The organism is Saccharothrix syringae (assembly GCF_009498035.1).
Taxonomy (GTDB): Bacteria; Actinomycetota; Actinomycetes; order Mycobacteriales; family Pseudonocardiaceae; genus Actinosynnema; species Actinosynnema syringae.
Window position 1 is genome coordinate 1,869,331 of sequence record NZ_CP034550.1, and the last position, 19,894, is coordinate 1,889,224.

Annotated in this window: 19 protein-coding genes and 1 rRNA gene; 13 read left to right on the forward strand and 7 right to left on the reverse strand. The window is 71.4% G+C overall.

Going from position 1 to position 19,894, the window contains the following annotated elements:
• Positions 1-44: 44 nt before the first annotated feature.
• Both EKG83_RS08870 and ppgK read right to left on the reverse strand, forming a co-directional pair.
• Positions 45-1,349, reverse strand: a complete 1,305-nt coding sequence (locus EKG83_RS08870) for an RNA polymerase sigma factor (RefSeq protein ID WP_033431324.1) — start codon at positions 1,347-1,349, stop codon at positions 45-47.
• 231 nt (positions 1,350-1,580) lie between these two features.
• A complete protein-coding gene (gene ppgK, locus EKG83_RS08875) occupies positions 1,581-2,342 on the reverse strand; it encodes a polyphosphate--glucose phosphotransferase (RefSeq protein ID WP_033431323.1) in 762 nt (253 codons plus the stop codon).
• A gap of 95 nt (positions 2,343-2,437) precedes the next feature.
• Here ppgK and EKG83_RS08880 point away from each other — a divergent pair, with 95 nt between their 5' ends.
• On the forward strand, positions 2,438-3,238 hold the full coding sequence (locus EKG83_RS08880; protein WP_033431322.1) for an inositol monophosphatase family protein: 801 nt from the start codon (positions 2,438-2,440) through the stop codon (positions 3,236-3,238).
• Between the two features lie 274 nt (positions 3,239-3,512).
• On the opposite strand, the gene cei is transcribed toward EKG83_RS08880, so the two are convergent.
• A complete protein-coding gene (cei, locus tag EKG83_RS08885) occupies positions 3,513-4,232 on the reverse strand; it encodes an envelope integrity protein Cei (RefSeq protein ID WP_051765884.1) in 720 nt (239 codons plus the stop codon).
• Between the two features lie 415 nt (positions 4,233-4,647).
• Here cei and EKG83_RS08890 point away from each other — a divergent pair, with 415 nt between their 5' ends.
• Positions 4,648-4,947 carry a DUF4193 domain-containing protein gene (locus tag EKG83_RS08890; RefSeq protein ID WP_033431320.1) on the forward strand — a complete coding sequence of 100 codons (300 nt, stop codon included), beginning with the start codon at positions 4,648-4,650 and terminating at the stop codon, positions 4,945-4,947.
• Between the two features lie 146 nt (positions 4,948-5,093).
• On the opposite strand, the gene EKG83_RS08895 is transcribed toward EKG83_RS08890, so the two are convergent.
• Positions 5,094-5,558 (reverse strand): DUF3093 domain-containing protein, encoded by a 465-nt coding sequence (locus EKG83_RS08895; protein WP_033431319.1) that lies wholly within the window; start codon positions 5,556-5,558, stop codon positions 5,094-5,096.
• Positions 5,559-5,582: 24 nt separating this feature from the next.
• On the opposite strand from EKG83_RS08895, the gene dut reads away from it, so the two are divergent.
• Both dut and EKG83_RS08905 read left to right on the forward strand, forming a co-directional pair.
• Positions 5,583-6,050, forward strand: coding sequence for a dUTP diphosphatase (gene dut / locus EKG83_RS08900; RefSeq protein WP_033431318.1), 468 nt, complete (start codon positions 5,583-5,585; stop codon positions 6,048-6,050).
• 5 nt (positions 6,051-6,055) lie between these two features.
• On the forward strand, positions 6,056-6,682 hold the full coding sequence (locus tag EKG83_RS08905) for a DUF3710 domain-containing protein (RefSeq protein ID WP_033431400.1): 627 nt from the start codon (positions 6,056-6,058) through the stop codon (positions 6,680-6,682).
• Here the strand turns inward: EKG83_RS08905 and EKG83_RS08910 are convergent.
• Positions 6,679-7,365, reverse strand: coding sequence for an alpha/beta fold hydrolase (locus EKG83_RS08910; RefSeq protein ID WP_033431317.1), 687 nt, complete (start codon positions 7,363-7,365; stop codon positions 6,679-6,681). The genes EKG83_RS08905 and EKG83_RS08910 overlap by 4 nt on opposite strands.
• A gap of 107 nt (positions 7,366-7,472) precedes the next feature.
• Here EKG83_RS08910 and EKG83_RS08915 point away from each other — a divergent pair, with 107 nt between their 5' ends.
• Entirely contained in the window at positions 7,473-7,850 is a 378-nt protein-coding gene (locus EKG83_RS08915) for an OB-fold nucleic acid binding domain-containing protein (protein ID WP_033431316.1), read from the forward strand.
• Complete coding sequence (locus EKG83_RS08920; protein ID WP_084716437.1) at positions 7,847-8,647, forward strand: DUF3159 domain-containing protein; 801 nt, start codon at positions 7,847-7,849, stop codon at positions 8,645-8,647. Before EKG83_RS08915 ends, EKG83_RS08920 begins: the two co-directional genes overlap by 4 nt.
• Positions 8,648-8,839: 192 nt before the next feature.
• Here EKG83_RS08920 and EKG83_RS08925 read toward each other — a convergent pair whose 3' ends face one another.
• A complete protein-coding gene (locus EKG83_RS08925; RefSeq protein ID WP_033431315.1) occupies positions 8,840-9,496 on the reverse strand; it encodes a potassium channel family protein in 657 nt (218 codons plus the stop codon).
• A 1-nt stretch (position 9,497) separates the two neighbouring features.
• The gene (locus tag EKG83_RS08930) at positions 9,498-10,160 is read right to left on the reverse strand and encodes a potassium channel family protein (RefSeq protein WP_033431314.1); all 663 of its coding nucleotides are present in this window, start codon (positions 10,158-10,160) and stop codon (positions 9,498-9,500) included.
• A gap of 82 nt (positions 10,161-10,242) precedes the next feature.
• Between EKG83_RS08930 and EKG83_RS08935 the strand changes: the two genes are divergently transcribed.
• The 7 genes from EKG83_RS08935 (at position 10,243) to EKG83_RS08965 (ending at position 19,559) form a co-directional block, all read left to right on the forward strand.
• Positions 10,243-12,243: an APC family permease gene (locus EKG83_RS08935; RefSeq protein ID WP_033431313.1), complete on the forward strand. Its 2,001-nt coding sequence runs from the start codon at positions 10,243-10,245 to the stop codon at positions 12,241-12,243.
• The gene (locus EKG83_RS08940) at positions 12,240-13,484 is read left to right on the forward strand and encodes a class I SAM-dependent RNA methyltransferase (RefSeq protein ID WP_033431312.1); all 1,245 of its coding nucleotides are present in this window, start codon (positions 12,240-12,242) and stop codon (positions 13,482-13,484) included. The genes EKG83_RS08935 and EKG83_RS08940 overlap by 4 nt, the downstream gene beginning before the upstream one ends.
• Before the next feature lie 92 nt (positions 13,485-13,576).
• Positions 13,577-15,475 (forward strand): 1-deoxy-D-xylulose-5-phosphate synthase, encoded by a 1,899-nt coding sequence (dxs, locus tag EKG83_RS08945; protein WP_033431311.1) that lies wholly within the window; start codon positions 13,577-13,579, stop codon positions 15,473-15,475.
• Positions 15,476-15,546: 71 nt separating this feature from the next.
• The gene (locus tag EKG83_RS08950) at positions 15,547-15,840 is read left to right on the forward strand and encodes a hypothetical protein (protein WP_033431310.1); all 294 of its coding nucleotides are present in this window, start codon (positions 15,547-15,549) and stop codon (positions 15,838-15,840) included.
• Positions 15,841-15,874: 34 nt separating this feature from the next.
• Positions 15,875-16,552, forward strand: a complete 678-nt coding sequence (locus EKG83_RS08955) for a response regulator transcription factor (protein ID WP_033431309.1) — start codon at positions 15,875-15,877, stop codon at positions 16,550-16,552.
• A complete protein-coding gene (locus tag EKG83_RS08960; RefSeq protein ID WP_051765882.1) occupies positions 16,542-17,696 on the forward strand; it encodes a sensor histidine kinase in 1,155 nt (384 codons plus the stop codon). Before EKG83_RS08955 ends, EKG83_RS08960 begins: the two co-directional genes overlap by 11 nt.
• Positions 17,697-18,043: 347 nt before the next feature.
• Positions 18,044-19,559: ribosomal RNA gene (locus tag EKG83_RS08965) — 16S ribosomal RNA — on the forward strand.
• Positions 19,560-19,894 lie beyond the last annotated feature (335 nt).

The window sequence follows — 19,894 nt, forward strand, 5'->3', positions numbered from 1 at the left end:
TGACCCGCAAACTCGCAGGTCACCGGCGTTTATCGCTCAGAACGTCAGTCGAGGTAGTCGCGCAGCACCTGCGAACGGGACGGGTGGCGCAGCTTCGACATGGTCTTCGACTCGATCTGCCGGATGCGCTCGCGCGTCACGCCGTAGACCTGGCCGATCTCGTCCAGCGTCCGCGGCTGGCCGTCGGTGAGGCCGAACCGCAGCCGCACCACGCCCGCCTCGCGCTCGGACAGCGTCGCCAGCACCGACTGGAGCTGGTCCTGCAGCAGCGTGAACGACACCGCGTCCACGGCCACCACGGCCTCGGAGTCCTCGATGAAGTCGCCGAGCTGGCTGTCGCCCTCGTCGCCGATCGTCTGGTCCAGCGAGATGGGCTCCCGGGCGTACTGCTGGATCTCCAGCACCTTCTCCGGGGTGATGTCCATCTCCTTGGCCAGCTCCTCCGGGGTGGGCTCGCGGCCCAGGTCCTGGAGCAGCTCGCGCTGGATGCGGCCGAGCTTGTTGATGACCTCGACCATGTGCACCGGGATGCGGATGGTGCGGGCCTGGTCGGCCATCGCGCGGGTGATCGCCTGGCGGATCCACCACGTGGCGTACGTGGAGAACTTGTAGCCCTTGGTGTAGTCGAACTTCTCCACCGCGCGGATCAGGCCGAGGTTGCCCTCCTGGATCAGGTCCAGGAACGCCATGCCGCGACCGGTGTAGCGCTTGGCCAGCGACACCACCAGGCGGAGGTTGGCCTCCAGCAGGTGGTTCTTGGCCCGCTCGCCGTCCCGCACGATCCACCGCAGGTCGCGGCGGAGCTGCGGGGTCAGCTTCTCGTTCTCGTCCTCGGCGCGGCGCACCCGCTCGGCGGCGTAGAGGCCGGCCTCGATGCGCTTGGCGAGCTCGACCTCCTCCTCCGCGTTGAGCAGGGCGACCTTGCCGATCTGCTTGAGGTAGGCGCGGACCGAGTCGGCCGAGGCGGTCAGCTCGGCGTCCTTGCGGGCCTGCCGCAGGGCCTCCGACTCCTCCTCGTCCCAGACGAAGTCGCCTTCGCCGGGCTTGGCCTCCTCCTCGGCCGGCTCGTCCTCGACCGGCTCGTCGATCAGCTCGACGTCGTCGACCAGGTCCTCGCCGTCCGGGCCCTCGAAACCGTCCGGCTCGTCGCCCTCCGTCGCCTTCTTCGCCTTGGCCGGTGCGGCGGGCGCGCCCTTGGCGCCCGCCTTGCGCGGCGCCCTCGCGGCCGTCTTGCCCGCCGCGGCGGTCTTCGCCGCCGGCTTCTTGGCCGGGGCCTTCCTCGCCGAGGTGGCCTTGGGCGTCTCCTCGGCGTCAGCCTTAGCTGCCTGGGTCGTCTTCGCGGCTGCCACGTACGCCCTTTCGCGACTGTCGATCAAGGCAAACCGAAGGGCGCGAACCTCGGTCGCCGGAGTACGGGGGATCCCCCGCCGGATCGTTCGTCAGCGGGGCACCGTTCCATTGTAACGACGAGAATCGCGTGCCGTTGCGCCCCGGCGGGCCACGAACTGGTCCGGCACGCGTTCTCGCAGCTCAGAGCTGTCGGTATTGGTGCACCCGGGGTACCCCGGACCGCTGGGCCGTCAGGGTGCCAGGCCCCGCGCCGCGGCCACCGCCGCGCCGACGATGCCCGCGTCGTTCTTCAGCGCCGCGGCCACGACCTCGGTGCGGACCTCCAGCAGGGGGAGCCACTTCTCGGCCTTCTTGCTCACCCCGCCGCCCGCGATGACGAGGTCCGGCCAGATCAGGTTCTCCAGCACGGAGATGTACCGCGACACCCGCGGCGTCCACTCCGCCCAGGTCAGGCCCTTGTCCTCCTTGACCGAGGCGGCCGCGCGCTTCTCCGCGTCGTGGCCGTCGACCTCCAGGTGGCCGAACTCGGTGTTGGGCACCAGCCGGCCGTCGAGGAACAGGGCGCTGCCGATGCCGGTGCCGAAGGTCAGCAGCACCACCAGGCCGTCCCGGTCCCGCCCGGAACCGAACCGCATCTCGGCGATGCCCGCGGCGTCGGCGTCGTTCAGGACGACGACCTGCTCCTTCGGGCGGCCGAGGCGGTTGGCGAACAGCTCGGCCGCGTCCGTGCCGATCCACTTCTTGTCGACGTTGGCGGCCGTGTGCGCGACACCGTGCTTGACCACGCAGGGCAGCGTGACGCCGACCGGACCGTCCCAAGCGCACTTCTCGACGATCTCGGCGACGACGTCGGCGACCGCGTCCGGCGTCGACGGCTGCGGCGTGTTGATGCGCAGGCGCTCGCTCTCCAGTGCACCTGCCTGCAGGTCCACGAGACCGCCCTTGATGCCGGAGCCGCCGATGTCCACGCCGAACCCGCGGGTCATGCCCATCCCCGTGGCCCTTCCTACTCGATTCAGTGACCGTGGCCGCAGACATTAGCCTGCAGTTCTCCGATAGTCCCGTGAGAGTGACGCAGGAGGAACAGTTGCGTTTCGATCCGCGCTCGTTGGCCGAGGTCGCCGCCGTTGTCGCGCGCGAGGCCGGTGACCTGGCCAGGGACATGCGCGAGGCCGCCGTGGCCGACGTCGACACCAAGAGCACCCAGACCGACGTCGTCACGGCCGGTGACCGGGCGTCCGAGCAGTTGGTCCGCCGCCGGCTCGCCGAGCTGCGGCCCGGCGAGCCCGTCCTCGGCGAGGAGGAGGGCGGTGAGGCGGCCGTCGAGGGGCTGACCTGGGTCGTCGACCCGATCGACGGCACGGTGAACTACCTCTACGGCATCCCGCACTACGCCGTGTCGATCGCGGCGCAGGTGGACGGCGAGTCCGTCGCGGGCGCCGTCTACGAACCGGCCGCGGGGCACCTGTGGACGGCGTGGTCGGGCGGCGGCTCCTACCTGGACGACCGGCGCCTGGCGGTGTCCAAGGCCACCCGGTTGGACGTCTCCCTGTTGGGTTACGGGTTCGCCTACCGGGCCGACCGCCGCCAACGCCAGGCCGAGGCGTGGGCCGCCCTGGCACCCCGGCTCCGCGACCTGCGCCGCGCCGGCGCGGCCTCGCTGGACCTGTGCGCCGTGGCCGCCGGCCGCCTGGACGCCTACGCCGAGCACGGCCTGGGCCGCTGGGACTGGGCCGCCGGCGCGCTGATCGCCCGCGAGGCGGGCGCGGTGGTCCACCTCCCGGGCGGCCCCCACGCCCTGGGCCCCGACGCCACCTTCGCCGCCGCCCCGGGCATAGCCGACGCCCTCTACGAGGCCCTCCTGGAAGCCGACTTCCCCAAGGTCTAACCCCCGCGAGTCCTCCACCCAGACACCGCGAGTCCTCCACTCCGACACCGCGAGTCGAACCTCCAGACCCGTCGTGTCGAACCTTCAGACCCCCCGAGTTCCACGTTCGCGCACCCCAGCCACCCGGCCCGAGGCGCGCGAACGTGGAACTCGGGGGTCCTGAGCGTTCGACACGACGGGTCTGAGCGTTCGACTCGCGGTGTCCCAGTGGAGGACACGCGGTGTCGGAGTGGAGGACACGCGCGGGATTGGGCGACACGCCGGGGGAGGCGGGTCAGCACTGGACGTCGCGGGCGCCTTCCAGGTTGGCGGCGTTGAGGGACGGCGGGGTGGAGCCCTCGGCGGCCTGGCCGCCCTGGCGGTCCGGCTGCTGCTCCGCCCACGCGGCGAGCTGGTCGATCACCTTGCGGGCGTCGCTGTTCGGCTTCACCTCGCTGAACTTCTGGCCGACCGCCACGTCCACGGTCGCGTCCTGCCGCTCGTCGCGCACCAGCTCCAGGCACGGCTCGACCAGGCTCAACGTCCGCGCGGCCCCGGCGCCGGGCGCGCCGAACCGGATCTGCCCGCGGCACGACATGTCCTGCGCCGGGTACACCGGGTCGTTGCCCGGGTCCGCCGCCTGCTTCATGCCCATCTCGGCCAGCGTGGTGGCCACGAACCGGGCCTGGTTGCGCTGCGTGCTCGCGTTGAACACGCGGAACTGCACCTCGGTCACCGGCACCGGGTCGGTGCGGTCGAGCGCGTCGTGCGCCAGCACCGTCCCCAGCGCCGGGGCGGCCGACGACGGCGCCCCCGACGCGGGCGCGCCGCCGGGCGGGTTGCACCGGATCGCCGCGTCCACGTCCCCGGCCTCGGAGAGCACCCGGTTCCACACCACCACCGCGGTCAGGGCCAGGACCAGGAACAGGACCAACGCCGGCAACGGTCGCCGCTTCCGGTACCGCGACGACCCGCTTCCTCCCGTACCGGGTCCCACGTCCGCCGACCTCCCCATGGCCCACTGGTGATGGTGATCAGGCTATGCCCCGCCGCGCCGCCCCGCGCCTCGGGCGTGGGGTGGCGGGCCGTTATCACCCGGTCGCGGAGCGTCCGCGACGGCGGGAGGGTCACGGCACGGGTGCCGGCGGGTGTGCGATGCCTGCCCAGAGCCTATCGGTCCAGCGTGTGAAGGGCCTGTCACCCGTCTGCTCAATTAGGGGGAACCCGCTGCACGGCGCCCCGAACGATGAGCTACCCTCTCGGCGCTCCGCGCAGGGCCGGACACCGGGAAGCGTCGACGTACAGGGGGTTGGCGCCCGGCCGCGGAGAGCGAGACCTCCGTCACTCGGACGGAGGGCACAAACAGGGGCGCTGGGACGTTAACCAGCGACACGAACCAGTCTCCGTTGACCGCAGGGGTGTGAAAGAAGATGGCGACCGACTACGACGCGCCGCGTCGCAGCGAGGCGGACGAACTCGCTGAGGACTCCCTTGAGGAGCTGAAGGCGCGGCGCAACGAAACGCAGTCCGGGGTCGTCGACATCGACGAGGACGCGACCGCCGAGAACTTCGAGCTGCCCGGTGCGGACCTGTCCGGTGAGGAACTCACGTTCAAGGTCCTGCCCAAGCAGGCCGACGAGTTCACGTGCTCCAAGTGCTTCCTGGTGCACCACCGCAGCCGACTGGCCGAGGAGGTCAACGGCCAGTACGTCTGCCGTGACTGCGCCTGAGCCGATCGAGCACCAGCCGACCAGCACCAGCAGCACCGCGCAACAACAACCAGGTCTGGGCGCTCACCCCTCCGCCGGGGTGGCGCCCAGTCGCCGTTGGGCGACCGCCCGCCGGACCCCGGCACCGAACCCGCGCGCCGAAGTCCTCACCGGCCGCGCAGCACCGCCGCCAGCTCGTCGGCCGAACGCACGCTGAACAGCCAGTACGGCGTCGGGTCGGCCGGGTCCTCCAGCTTCACCCTGACCATCGGCCCCACCCACCCGCGGTGCGCGACGAACGCCGCCGGGTCCAGGTTCGGCCCCATCGCCCGGCGCTTGGACCTCGCGTCGAACACCTCGACCTCGCCCAGCAGCTCCAGCGGCACGTGGGCCTCGCCGACGCGCAGCTCGCCGCCGGACACCTCGACCTTCACCGCGCCCATCCGCACGATCAGCAGCACCACCAGCGGCACGAGGACCGCGTAGGGCAGCCACGACCGCACGCCGGGGAACCCCATGTGGATCTCGGCGGCCAGCAGCACCGCCGCCCCCAGCGGCAGCGGCCAACCCCACCAGGGGACGTACAACCGCTCGCGGAAGGCGATCGGGGCGGTCACAGCACTCTCGCTCACGTCCCCAGGGTAATCTCGCGCGCCGTGCCCAGCGTCGAGGTCCTGCTGTCCCGGCTCGATCCGTCAGTGCCACTTCCGGCCTACGCCCGACCGGGTGATGCCGGTGCGGACCTGGTGACCACCACCGACGTGGTGATCGAACCGGGTGAGCGCGCCGTGGTCGGCACCGGCGTCGCGATCGCGCTGCCCGAGGGTTACGCCGGGTTCGTGCACCCCCGATCGGGTCTCGCCGCGCGCGTCGGGCTGAGCGTGGTCAACACCCCCGGCACGATCGACGCGGGCTACCGGGGCGAGATCAAGGTGTGCCTGGTCAACCACGACCTGCGCGAACCCATCGTGCTCACGCGCGGTGACCGGATCGCCCAGCTGGTGGTGCAGAAGGTGGAGCACGCCGTGTTCCGCGAGGTCGACGAGCTGCCCGGGTCCGCGCGGGGCGCGGGCGGCTACGGCTCTACTGGCGGGCACGACGTGCTCGCCCGGACGGAGGGGTGAAGGCGATGTTCGGAAAGCGCCGCAAGCGCGGTAGGCACTCCGCGAACCGGGGGACGGCGCAACCCGAGGTCGAGTTCGACGGCGCCGACGGTCCCGAGGAGGGCCCGTTCGACGTGGCGCAGGCCCCCGACGACGGCCTGAACCGGCTCGACCTGGGCTCGATCCGGCTGCCCGTGCCCGACGGCGCCCAGCTCCAGGTGGAGATGGACCCGACCGGCGCGGTGCGGGCCGTGCACCTGCTCACCGCGGTCGGCCAGCTCACCGTCAGCGCGTTCGCCGCGCCGCGGACCGACCGGCTGTGGCCCGAGGTCAGCGGCGAGATGATCGCCCAGTTCAAGAACGACGGCTTCCGCATCCTGCGGGAGAACGGCGAGTGGGGCGAGGAGGTCGCGGCGCGCAACAACGAGGTGCACCTGCGCGTGGTCGGCGTGGACGGCCCCCGGTGGATGCTGCGCGGCATCGCGGCGGCGCCCAACGAGGAGTTGGCCGCCCAGGCGGCGCAGGCCCTGTACGCGTTGATGCGCGACACGGTCGTGGTGCGCGGCGAGCAGCCGATGCCGGTGCGCACGCCGCTGCCGATCGAGCTGCCCGAGGCCATCGCCCGGCACATCCAGGCCCAGCAGCAGGGCTAAGCCCGGCGGGTGCGACTCAGCGCCTCGGCGTACGCGGCGAGCGCGGCGCGGCCCAGGGACTCCCGGTCCGCGCCGAGCGCCGCCAGCGTCGTCGTGCGCAGGGCGCCACGGGGCAGGGCGCCGACCCACGTCCGGGCGATCTCCACCGGGTGAATTGGGTCGTCGGTGCACGCGGCGACCCCGACCGGCACGGCCAACCCGCCCAGCTCGGCCCGCGTGGGCGCGCGCGACCCGGCCGCCTCCCGCAGCGCGGCCGCCAGCCGCGTCCCGTACCGGGGCCAGGCGCGGCGCAGCTCGTCCCCGAGCCACCCGTCCACCCCGGCCAGCGCCGCCTCCACCCCGGCCGACTCCACGGCGTCCGCGCTGGCCAGCGCCGTGAGCGCGGCCGGCGCGCCGTCCGCCTCGCCGTGCCACGCGGGCAGCGCCGCCAGCACGCCCGCGCACCGCGCCGGGTGCCGCACCGCCCACAGCGCGGCCACGTGCGCGCCCATCGACACGCCCCCGACCAGCAGCGGGGTGCCCGCCCAGGCCGCGTCCAGCGCCGCGAAGTGCTCCCGCACGCCCCGGGACGCGGGGGCGGCCAGCGAGTAGCCCGCCTCGGCCAGCGGGCGGGCGAACACCCGCGCGACGAACACCTCGTCGGACGCGGTGCCGGGCAGCAGGACGGCGGGCGGCGGGCTCATGGCCGCAGATCCTCCCCCAGTCGGATACCCGGTTGGGTGTACGTGGTTACCCTGGCCTTCAGACGGGCTTCGATGTCGAGGCCCCGCGCACTCTCCTGGAGTCGGGGATGACTGGTACCGGGGGCGGCTACTGGCGCCGCCTCGTGCGTCGGCTCAGCGCTGACGTGAGCGAGTTGGACGCCGATGACCTGTCTCGGAAAGTCGAGGCCGTCGGTGCCGTACGCGCGTGCGACTGCAAATCCGGGCAGGAGGTGACCGTGCTCGGGCGGCTGCGCAGCGTGGAGCTGTGCCCGCGGGACGCGGTCGCCACGCTGGAGGCCGAGTTGTTCGACGGCACCGAGGGCGTCACGCTGGTGTGGCTGGGCCGCCGCAGGATCGCGGGCATCGAGCCGGGCCGCACCATCAAGGCCAGGGGGAGGATCGCGGTGCGCGACGGCCGCAAGGTGCTCTACAACCCCTACTACGAACTGCAGAACGCTTCATGACGCAGGTGGACGAGACGGAGAGGCAGCCGACGCTGCTGGAGCAGATGGGCGGCGTCAGCGGCCTGGTGTTCTCCTCGCTGCCGGTGGTCGTGTTCGTGCTGGTGAACGCCTTCGCCGGGCTCATGCCCGCGATCTGGGCCGCGCTCGGCTCGGCGGTGGTCATCGGCGTGGTGCTGGCCATGCGCAAGGGGTCGGTGCAGCCCGCCGTCTCGGCGGTGTTCGGCGTCGGCATCGCGGCGTTCATCGCCTACCGGACCGGCGACGCCAAGGGCTTCTTCCTGTTCGGCATCTGGCAGAGCCTGGTCTACGGCGGCGTGTTCGTGGTGTCGATCCTGGTGCGGTGGCCGCTGGCCGGCGCCATCTGGTCGATGCTCAACGGCCAGGGCAGCGCGTGGCGCAAGGACCGGGCGAGCATCCGGGACTACGACATCGCCACGCTGGTGTGGGCGCTGGTGTTCTTCGCGCGGTTCGTGGTCCAGCGGTGGCTGTACGACGAGGCGTCGGTGGGCTGGCTGGCCGCGGCGCGCCTGGCCATGGGCTACCCGCTGATGGCGGTGGCCCTGGTGGTGACCGTGTGGGCGGTGCGGCGGTCCGACAAGCGCCTCAAGGAGGCGCAGGAGCGCGAGGAGCGGGAGAACCGGGAGGCCGAACAACGGCTCCGGGCGGAGGCCGAGCAGGCGGTGGGCGAGGGCCTGCCCAGCCTCTACGACCAGCTGACCAACCCGCCCCAGCCACCCCAGCCGACGGCCCAGCAGCGGCCCCAGGCGCCGCACCCCGCCCCGGCCGACGAGCGCTGACCTGGCGGAACACCTCGCAGGACGTGAGGACTCAGGCCCCCCGAGCGCACGACTCGGGGGGCCTGAGCGCATGACACGCGGGTGCTGAGTGCATGACACGCCGGGGTTGAGCGTCCGGGTTCCGGGCGTGTCATGCGTTCGGGTCGGGCGTGTCATGCGTTCGGCACGCCCGAGGTCGACGTTCGGGGCGGGTCAGTAGCCGAGGGAGGAGCGGATCTCGCGTTCCACGTCCGCGGCCGCCACGAACAGCAGTTCGTCGCCGCCTTCGAGGGTGTCGTCGGGGGTGGGCACGATGACCCGGCCCCCGCGCAGGATGGTGACCAGGGCGGCGTCGCGGGGCAGCGCCAGGGCGTTCACCGGGGAGCCGGCCAGCGGGGTGTCCTCCGGGAGGGTGATCTCGACCAGGTTGGCCTGGCCCTGGCGCAGGGTCATCAGGCGGACCACGTCACCGACCGTCACGGCCTCCTCGACCAGCGCGGACAGGATGCGCGGCGTCGACACGGCCACGTCCACGCCCCACGACTCGGTGAACAGCCACTCGTTGGCCGGGTCGTTGACCCGCGCCACCACGCGCCGCACCGCGAACTCGGTCTTCGCCAGCAGCGACACGACCAGGTTGACCTTGTCGTCACCGGTGGCGGCGATCACCACGTCGCACAGCTGCATCCCCGCGTCCTCCAGGGACGACAGCTCGCAGGCGTCGGCCTGCACCCACTCGGCCTGCTCCACGGTGTGCGGCTCGAAGTGGTTGCGGTCCCGCTCGATCAGCATGACCTGGTGACCGTCGGCCACCAGCTCCGCCGCGATCGACCGGCCGACCGCCCCGGCACCGGCAATGGCGATACGCACGTCAGCCCTCCTCGGGCGCGTGGGCCGCGGCGGCGGCCACGTCGGTCACGGTGCCGGACAGCGCCGCCACGTACACCTGGTCGTCGGCTTGCAGCACGGTCTTGGACTCGGGCAGCACGCCCGTGCCGAACCGCATGATGAACGCCACCCGGCACCCGGTGGCCTCCTGGAGGTCGCGCACCGTGCGCCCCACCCAGTCCTCGTGCAGCGACAGCGGCAGCACCGCCACCGAGCCCGACGGGTCGCGCCACGCCGTGGCCGAGCCCTCGGGGATCAGCATCCGCAGGAACCGGTCGGTCGACCACGGCACGGTCGCCACGGTCGGGATGCCCAGCCGCTCGTAGACCGCGGCGCGCTTCTCGTCGTAGATGCGGGCGACCACGGCCTCCACGCCGAACGTCTCCCGCGCCACCCGCGCCGAGATGATGTTGGAGTTGTCGCCGCTGGACACGGCGGCGAACGCGCCCGCCCGCTCGATGCCCGCCTCGATGAGGACGCGCTGGTCGAAGCCGTTGCCGACGACCTGCTGCCCGTGGAAGTCGGGACCGAGCCGCCGGAAGGACTGGGCGTCCTTGTCGATCACCGCGACCTGGTGGTCAAGGCGTTCCAGGGCCCTGGCCAGGGAGGAACCCACCCGGCCGCACCCCATGATCACCACGTGCACGTAACCCTCCCGAACGACTATTACGCAACCCTAACCACGACTACTCCGACCAGGGGACGCGGACCCCTTACGCTTTCCACCCGTGTCCAAGCTCGCAACCGCGGCCAAGCGCCTCCTGGTCGGCAGGCCGTTCCGAAGCGACCGGCTGGCCCACACGCTGCTGCCCAAGCGCATCGCCCTGCCGGTCTTCGCCTCGGACGCGATGTCGAGCGTGGCCTACGCGCCGGAGGAGATCTTCCTCGTCCTCTCGGTGGCGGGGCTGTCGGCCTACGCGATGGCCCCCTGGGTGGGCGTGGTCGTCGTCGTCGTGATGCTCACCGTCGTGGCGAGCTACCGGCAGAACGTGCACGCCTACCCCTCCGGTGGCGGTGACTACGAGGTCACCACGGTCAACCTGGGGCGCAGGGCCGGGCTGACGGTGGCGAGCGCGTTGCTGGTCGATTACATCCTCACCGTCGCCGTCTCCATCTCCTCGGCCGCCGCGAACATCGGTTCGGCGATCCCGTTCGTGGCCACCCACAAGGTCCAGTTCGCGGTCGTGGCCATCGTCCTGCTCACCGCCGTCAACCTCCGGGGTATCCGGGAATCGGGCAGCGCATTCGCCGTCCCGACCTACGCCTTCATGGCCGGTGTCCTGGTCATGATCGGCTACGGCCTGTTCCGGGGCTTCGCCCTCGGTGACGAGCTGCGCGCCGAGAGCGCCGGCTTCGAGCTGCGCGCCGAGGACGACCACCTGCTGGGCCTGGCGTTCGTGTTCCTGGTGCTGCGCGCGTTCTCCTCCGGCTGCGCGGCGCTGACCGGCGTGGAGGCGATCAGCAACGGCGTGCCCGCGTTCCGCAAGCCGAAGTCGCGCAACGCGGCGACCACGCTGCTGATGATGGGCCTGATCGCGGTCACCATGCTCATGGGCCTGATCGTGCTCGCCCAGCTCACCGGTGTGAAGATGGCCGAGGACCCGGCGCACCAGCTCGTCGGCGCGCCCGAGGGCTACGAGCAGAAGACGATGGTCGCCCAGATCGCGGGCGCGGTGTTCGAGGGCTTCCCGGTCGGCTTCTTCTTCATCACGACGGTCACCGCGCTGATCCTGGTGCTCGCGGCCAACACCGCGTTCAACGGCTTCCCGGTGCTGGGCTCGATCCTGGCCCAGGACCGCTACCTGCCCCGCCAGCTGCACACCCGCGGCGACCGGCTGGCGTTCAGCAACGGCATCCTGTTCCTGGCGGGCGCGGCGATCATCCTGGTGGTGGCGTTCGAGGCCGAGGTCACCAGGCTCATCCAGCTCTACATCGTGGGCGTGTTCGTGTCGTTCACGATGAGCCAGGCGGGCATGATCCGGCACTGGAACCGGCTGCTGGCCGGCGAGACCGACGAGGCCGTGCGCAACCGGATGCGCCGCGCGCAGGCGATCAACGCCTTCGGCCTGGTGATGACCGGCTCGGTGCTCGTGGTGGTGCTGATCACCAAGTTCCTCCTCGGCGCGTGGATCGCGATCGCCGCGATGGCGGCCATCTACGCCCTGATGACCGCCATCCGCAAGCACTACGACCGGGTCGCCGAGGAGCTGCGCCAGCAGGAGCGGCAGAAGTTGCTGCCCGCCCGCAACCACGCGATGGTGCTGGTCTCGAAGCTGCACATGCCCACCCTGCGCGCCCTGGCCTACGCCAAGGCGACCCGACCCGACATGCTGGAGGCGGTGACGGTGAACGTGGACGACGCCGACACCCGCCGGCTGGTGCGGGAGTGGGAGAAGGAGAACTTCAAGGTGCCCCTGAAGGTGATCGAGTCGCCCTACCGCGAGATCACCAAGCCGGTCCTGGACTACGTCAAGCGCGTCCGCACGGACAACCCGCGCGACGTGGTGACCGTGTTCATCCCGGAGTACGTGGTCGGCCACTGGTGGGAGCAGTTCCTGCACAACCAGAGCGCGCTGCGGCTCAAGGGCAGGCTGCTGTTCCAGCCCGGCGTCATGGTGACCAGCGTGCCGTGGCAGCTGGCCTCGTCGAAGAAGGTCACGCACAAGGACGACGAGGTGGTGGCGCCCGGCGCCATCCGCCGCGGCCTGGACAACAGGGACGGCAAGTGACCGGGCACGAGACCCCGACCTGGCGGGACCGGCTCGTCGAGGTCGAGGTGGGCGCGGTCGCCCACGGCGGGCACTGCGTGGCCCGGTACGAGGGCCGCGTGATCTTCGTCCGGCACGCGCTGCCCGGCGAGCTGGTCGTGGTCCGGGTGACCGAGGACACCGGCGGCTCGTTCTGCCGCGGCGACGCGGTGGAGGTGCTGCGGGCCTCCCCGGACCGGGTGACGCCGCCGTGCCCGTTCGCCGGGCCCGGCCGCTGCGGCGGGTGCGACTGGCAGCACGCCTCCTGGCCCGCCCAGCGCGAGCTGAAGGCCGCCGTGGTGGCCGAGCAGCTGCACCGCCTGGCCGGCCTGGACCGCGAGGTCGTGGTCGAGGCCCTGCCCGGCGGGCCCGCGGACTGGCGCACCCGGATGCGCATGGCGGTCGACCCCGACGGCCGGCCCGGGTTCCGCGCCCACCGCAGCCACGAGGTCGTCCCGGTCGACCACTGCGTGATCGCCGTGCCCGGCGCCCTGGACGGCGTGGTCGACCGCACGTGGCCGCCGAAGGCCGAACTGGTCGTCGCGCGTGACGCCGACCACCAGACCCACCTGATCGAGGTCGGCCCGCCGGTGGTGCGCCGCGGCCGCCGCCCCGTGCCCGGCCCGTCGCGGCGCCGCCGGGGCAGCGGCACCGCCGCCGAGCACGCGGCGGGCCGCGACTGGCGGCTGCGCGCCGACGGGTTCTGGCAGGTCCACCCGGCCGCCGCGGACACCTTCGCGCGCGTGGTCGGCGAGTGGGCGGCCTGCCGGCCCGGCGACCGCGCCTGGGACCTCTACGGCGGGGTCGGCCTGTTCGCCTCGGTGCTGGCCGGACAGGTCGGCCCGACCGGGTCGGTGGCCGTGGTGGAGTCGTCGACCGGCGCCGTCGAGGACGGCCGGGCCAACCTGGCCGACCTGCCGCAGGTCTCCTGGCACGCCGGGCGCACCGAGGCGGTGCTGGCGACGCCGGAGTTCGCCGGGCGGCCCCCGGACGTGGTCGTGCTCGACCCGCCGCGCAAGGGCGCGGGCAAGGACGTGGTGGCCGCGGTCGCCGCCGGGCGGCCCGCCCGTGTGGTCTACGTCGCGTGCGACCCGGCCGCCCTGGCCAGGGACATCGCCGCGTTCGCCGGCCACGGCTACGAGTTGGCCCAGCTCAGGGCGTTCGACGCGTTCCCGATGACCCACCACGTCGAGTGCGTGGCCCTGCTGGCGCCGGTTCGCTGATCGGGCGTCTCAGCAAGTGGTCCGTAGACTGACCCGACGAACCGGGAGTCGAAAAAACCACTAGGTAGAGCCACTTAGGTGAGGTGGAGCGAGTGACGCTGCTGGAATCCGTCCACGGCCCGGCGGACCTGAAACGGTTGGGCACCGACGAACTGGTCCGGCTCGCCGAGGAGATCCGGCGCTTCCTGGTCGAGAAGGTCTCCCGGACCGGCGGCCACCTGGGGCCCAACCTCGGCGTCGTCGAGCTCACCATGGCGGTGCACCGGGTCTTCGACTCCCCGCGCGACTCGGTCGTGTTCGACACCGGCCACCAGAGCTACGTGCACAAGATCCTCACCGGCCGCCGCGACGGGTTCGACACGCTGCGCCAGAAGGGCGGCCTGTCCGGCTACCCGTCCCGCGCGGAGAGCGAGCACGACGTCGAGGAGAACAGCCACGCCTCGACCGCCCTGTCCTACGCAGACGGCCTGGCCAAGGCGTACCAGCTCACCGGCCAGCGCAGGCACGTCGTCGCGGTCGTCGGCGACGGCGCGCTGACCGGCGGCATGTGCTGGGAGGCGCTGAACAACATCGCCTCCGGCGCCGACCGGCCCGTGGTGATCGTGGTCAACGACAACGGCCGCTCCTACTCGCCGACCATCGGCGGCCTGGCCGACCACCTGTCGTCCCTGCGCCTGCAGCCCGGCTACGAGCGCGCCCTGGAACGCGGCAAGAACGCCCTCCAGTCCGCCCCGATCGTCGGCAAGCCCCTCTACGCGGCCCTGCACGCGACCAAGCGCGGCATCAAGGACGCGATCAGCCCGCAGGCCATGTTCGAGGACCTGGGCCTGAAGTACATCGGCCCGGTCGACGGCCACGACACCCCGGCCCTGGAGTCGGCGCTGCGCCGCGCCAAGTCCTTCGGCGGGCCGGTCATCGTGCACACCGTTACCCGGAAGGGCAACGGCTTCGCGCCCGCCGAGAACCACGAGGCCGACCAGATGCACGCCACCGGCGTCATCGACCCCATCACCGGCGAGAACATCGGCCCGGCCAAGCGCACCTGGACCCACGTGTTCGCCGACGAGCTGGCCGTGCTCGGCGGCGAGCGCCCCGACCTGGTCGCCATCACCGCGGCCATGCGCGGCCCGACGGGCCTGGACAAGTTCGCGGGCCTCTACCCCGACCGGTGCTTCGACGTCGGCATCGCCGAGCAGCACGCCATGACCTCGGCCGCGGGCCTGGCCATGGGGGGCATGCACCCGGTGGTGGCGATCTACGCGACGTTCCTCAACCGGGCGTTCGACCAGCTCCTGATGGACGTGGCCATGCACCGGCAGGGCGTCACCGTGGTGCTCGACCGCGCCGGCGTCACCGGCCCCGACGGCGCCTCCCACCACGGCATGTGGGACCTGTCGATCTGCGGCCTGGTCCCCGGCATCCACGTGGCCGCGCCGCGCGACGCGGCGTCGCTGCGCGAGCAGCTTCGGGAGGCCGTGGCGATCCCCGACGCGCCGTCGGTGGTGCGCTACCCCAAGGCGTCGGTCGGCGCCGACCTGCCCGCGCTGGAGCGCGTCGGCGGCGTCGACGTGCTGCGCCGCGACGGCGACGACGTGCTGCTGGTCACCGTGGGCGCCTTCGGCGAGCTGGGCGTGGCCGCCGCGCAGCGCCTCGCCGACCAGGGCATCGGCGTGACCGTCGTCGACCCGCGCTGGGTGTTCCCGGTGCCCGACGAGCTGGTCCGGATGGCCGCCCGCCACCGCCTCGTGGTCACCGTCGAGGACGGCGGCAGGCACGGCGGCTTCGGCTGGGCCCTGGCCGCGGCCCTGCGCGACGCCTCGGTCGACGTCCCGCTGCGGGACCTCGGCATCCCGCAGGAGTTCCACCAGCACGGCGAGCGCGGCGAGGTCCTGGCCGACCTGGGCCTGACCGCCCAGGACGTGGCCCGGCGCATCACCGAGTGGGTGGCCGCCGCCCAGCCCGCGGAGATGAGCGCGACGGTCGAGAAGTAGGCCGGGTACCCCCGGTGCCCGCTGAGCGGCCCGGTCGAGCACTGCTCGGCCGGGTCCCGCGAGCGCGGCGCGTGCCGGGACCCGGCCGCCACCGCCTGTGGGGCCGGCACGTGCTGCACCTGCTCGTCCTGCGCACCCGCGCCCACGACCGGGGCGACCCCGGGCGGGACGGGATCGCCGCGGAGGTGCCGGCCGCGGTCCGGTCCCGGGCCGCCGAGCCGGGCCCGGGGCCGCGCGACGTCGTCATGCCCGCCGAGGACCACCCGGCACTGCTCCGGCCGCGGGCGTTGTGGCAGGCCGGGACGGTCGTGGGCGAGCACGCGGGTCCCCGGCGGCACGACGGCCCACCGGCGCGTTCGCGCTAAGCAGCCTCTCAGGTACTTGTGGCACCTTTGTGAGGTGCGGATCCTGGTAGTCGAGGACGAGGTGCCGCTGGCCGACGCGATCGCGCGCGGCCTGCGGCGCGAGGGCATGGCCGTCGACGTCGCCTACGACGGCGAGACCGGCCACGAGAAGTCGACCGTGACCCGGTACGACGTGGTCGTGCTCGACCGCGATCTGCCCGGCATGTCCGGCGACGAGCTGTGCAAGGAGATCCTCAGCTCCGGCGCCCTCACCCGCGTCATGATGCTCACCGCCAGCGCCGGCGTGGACGACCGGGTCGCCGGCCTCTCCCTGGGCGCCGACGACTACCTGGCCAAGCCCTTCGCCTTCCCGGAGCTCGTCGCCCGCGTCCGCGCGCTCGCCCGCCGCGCCACCCCCGCCACCCCGCCGCTGCTCACCGCCCGCGACGTCGAGCTGGACCCCGCCCGCCGCACCGTGCGCCGCGCCGGCCGACCGGTCGAGCTGACCCGCAAGGAGTTCGGCGTGCTGGAGGTGCTGCTGGCCGCCAAGGGCTCCGTGGTCTCCAGCGAGGAACTGCTCGAACGCGTCTGGGACGAGAACGCCGACCCGTTCACCACCACCGTCCGGGTCACCGTCATGACGCTGCGCAAGAAGCTCGGCGAACCCGGCATCATCGACACGGTGGTCGGCTCCGGCTACCGGGTGCCCACGGCAGGTTCCACTGAGGTCTGAGCTCGCCCGCAGGCGCGGACCCGGGCTGCGCACGCGCCTGTCCCTCCTCGCGACCGGCCTGGTCGCGTTCGTCAGCGGCCTGCTGCTCCTGCTCGGCTGGCTCCTCGTCGGCCGGGTGGTCGCCTCCTCGCCCCGCTTCGCCGACGGCAGCACCGTCTTCGTCGACGGCCGCGAGGTCGACGCCGCCACGCTCATGGAGGTCCTGGGCGAACAGGCCCGCGAGGACGTGCTGCGGTCCGGCTCCATCGCGTTCCTCTGCGTGGTCGCCGCCGCCGCGCTGCTCGCCTGGACCATCACCGGCCGCGTCCTGCAACCCGTGCACGACGTGACCGACGCGGCCCGCAGGCTCTCCGCCGAGTCGCTGGGGGAGCGCCTGCGCCTGCCCGGCCCCCGCGACGAGGTCGCCGAGCTGGCCGACACCTTCGACGAGATGCTCGACCGGCTCCAGGCCGCGTTCGAGTCCCAGCGGCGGTTCGTCGCCAACGCCTCCCACGAGCTGCGCACCCCGCTGGCCGTGGTGCGCACCGAACTGGACGTCACCCTCGCCGACCCGGACGCCGACGCCGCCGAGCTGCGCCGCATGGCCGCCGTGGTGCGCGAGGCGACCCAGCGGGCCGAGCAGCTGGTCAGCGCGCTGCTGCTGCTCGCGCGCACCGACGGGGTGGGCCTGGCCGTGCGCGAACCCGTCGACCTCAACGCCGTGGTCGGCTCCGCCTGGCGGGCCGTGCGGGCGGAGGCCGACGAGCGGCAGGTGCGCGCCACGTTCCGCACCGGCCCGGCGCCCGCCGTCGGCGACCCGGCCCTGCTGGAGCGCATCGCGGGCAACCTGCTGGAGAACGCCGTCCGCCACAACCTGCCCGGCGGCTGGATCGAGGTGCACACCGAGGGCGGACCCGAGTGGACCCTCCTGCGGGTCTCCTCGTCCGGCCCCGTCATCGCGCCCGACCGGGTCGACGAGCTGTTCGAGCCGTTCCGCCGGGGCGGCACCGACCGGACCGCGCGCACCGGCACCGGCCTCGGGCTGTCCATCGTGCGGGCCGCCGTCGCAGCTCATGACGGTCAGGTGCACGCATCGGCGGTGCCCGGCGGCGGCCTGTCGGTGGTGGTGCGGCTGCCCTCCGGACCCCATCCGAAACTCGTGTGAGTGTCCCCGGTCACACGGAAACCGGTTTGAGGGCCGTCGCACGTGGTACTACCTGCGGAAACATGCCCCTGGGACCCGGATTTGTCTCCGCGTTGGGCGGCGTGTAACTTTCTCTCTGCCAGCGCGGAACGGGCCGGGACAGACCGGAACGGAGCGCGGGACACAAGCCCCGGATCGAAGCCACTGGGAACAGTGCGCCAGTGACGGTGAGCGCGTGTTCTTTGAGAACTCAACAGCGTGCCGAATAGCCAGTAAATTTATGATCCTCGTCAAGAGGATTCCTTTGAGATTGTTACTGGACAGCTGACGTAATTGTCAGTGTTGTTCGGAGCGATCGAACTCATTCCTTATTGGAGAGTTTGATCCTGGCTCAGGACGAACGCTGGCGGCGTGCTTAACACATGCAAGTCGAGCGGTAAGGCCCTTCGGGGTACACGAGCGGCGAACGGGTGAGTAACACGTGGGCAACCTGCCCCGTACTCTGGGATAAGCCTGGGAAACTAGGTCTAATACCGGATATGACCTCCTTCCGCATGGTGGGGGGTGGAAAGTTCCGGCGGTACGGGATGGGCCCGCGGCCTATCAGCTTGTTGGTGGGGTGATGGCCTACCAAGGCGACGACGGGTAGCCGGCCTGAGAGGGTGACCGGCCACACTGGGACTGAGACACGGCCCAGACTCCTACGGGAGGCAGCAGTGGGGAATATTGCACAATGGGCGCAAGCCTGATGCAGCGACGCCGCGTGAGGGATGACGGCCTTCGGGTTGTAAACCTCTTTCAGCAGGGACGAAGGGCAACTGACGGTACCTGCAGAAGAAGCACCGGCTAACTACGTGCCAGCAGCCGCGGTAATACGTAGGGTGCGAGCGTTGTCCGGAATTATTGGGCGTAAAGAGCTCGTAGGCGGTTTGTTGCGTCGGCCGTGAAAACTTCACGCTTAACGTGGAGCCTGCGGTCGATACGGGCAGACTTGAGTTCGGCAGGGGAGACTGGAATTCCTGGTGTAGCGGTGAAATGCGCAGATATCAGGAGGAACACCGGTGGCGAAGGCGGGTCTCTGGGCCGATACTGACGCTGAGGAGCGAAAGCGTGGGGAGCGAACAGGATTAGATACCCTGGTAGTCCACGCCGTAAACGGTGGGTGCTAGGTGTGGGGGGCTTCCACGTCCTCCGTGCCGCAGCTAACGCATTAAGCACCCCGCCTGGGGAGTACGGCCGCAAGGCTAAAACTCAAAGGAATTGACGGGGGCCCGCACAAGCGGCGGAGCATGTGGATTAATTCGATGCAACGCGAAGAACCTTACCTGGGCTTGACATGCACCGGAAACCTGCAGAGATGTGGGCCTCTTCGGACTGGTGTACAGGTGGTGCATGGCTGTCGTCAGCTCGTGTCGTGAGATGTTGGGTTAAGTCCCGCAACGAGCGCAACCCTCGTTCCATGTTGCCAGCGCGTTATGGCGGGGACTCATGGGAGACTGCCGGGGTCAACTCGGAGGAAGGTGGGGATGACGTCAAGTCATCATGCCCCTTATGTCCAGGGCTTCACACATGCTACAATGGCCGGTACAGAGGGCTGCTAAGCCGTGAGGTGGAGCGAATCCCAAAAAGCCGGTCTCAGTTCGGATCGGGGTCTGCAACTCGACCCCGTGAAGTCGGAGTCGCTAGTAATCGCAGATCAGCAACGCTGCGGTGAATACGTTCCCGGGCCTTGTACACACCGCCCGTCACGTCACGAAAGTCGGTAACACCCGAAGCCCGTGGCCCAACCCGTAAGGGGGGGAGCGGTCGAAGGTGGGACTGGCGATTGGGACGAAGTCGTAACAAGGTAGCCGTACCGGAAGGTGCGGCTGGATCACCTCCTTTCTAAGGAGCATCTGCGAACTGCTTCGGTGGTTCGGAGGCCACGCCGGCGGCGAACGATCGTCGGGTGGAGCTCATATTAGTGGATGCTGGCTAATGCAGAACCTCGGGTTGTTGACGGAGTTAGTACTGCTCGCTTGCGAGCGTGGAAGGGTCCGTCGAGGGTTCAAGGCTTCTGTTCGGTACGCTGTTGGGTCCTGAGGGAACACGCTTTGTGTTTCTTTCAGCGAGTAACGACAGGGCGATCCCCGCCCTCGAACCGCCGGGTGTGGCTCGGTAGGCGTCGGCAGTAGCGGGGTTGTGTCTGGTTGTTCTTTGAGAACTGCACAGTGGATGCG

Bases quoted from the DNA above. Each gene is read 5' to 3' on its own strand.
- ppgK (WP_033431323.1), bottom strand. From the start codon at position 2,342: ATGGGCATGACCCGCGGGTTCGGCGTGGACATCGGCGGCTCCGGCATC.
- cei (WP_051765884.1), bottom strand. From the start codon at position 4,232: ATGGGGAGGTCGGCGGACGTGGGACCCGGTACGGGAGGAAGCGGGTCG.
- EKG83_RS08890 (WP_033431320.1), top strand. From the start codon at position 4,648: ATGGCGACCGACTACGACGCGCCGCGTCGCAGCGAGGCGGACGAACTC.
- EKG83_RS08905 (WP_033431400.1), top strand. From the start codon at position 6,056: ATGTTCGGAAAGCGCCGCAAGCGCGGTAGGCACTCCGCGAACCGGGGG.
- EKG83_RS08910 (WP_033431317.1), bottom strand. From the start codon at position 7,365: ATGAGCCCGCCGCCCGCCGTCCTGCTGCCCGGCACCGCGTCCGACGAG.
- EKG83_RS08915 (WP_033431316.1), top strand. From the start codon at position 7,473: ATGACTGGTACCGGGGGCGGCTACTGGCGCCGCCTCGTGCGTCGGCTC.
- EKG83_RS08920 (WP_084716437.1), top strand. From the start codon at position 7,847: ATGACGCAGGTGGACGAGACGGAGAGGCAGCCGACGCTGCTGGAGCAG.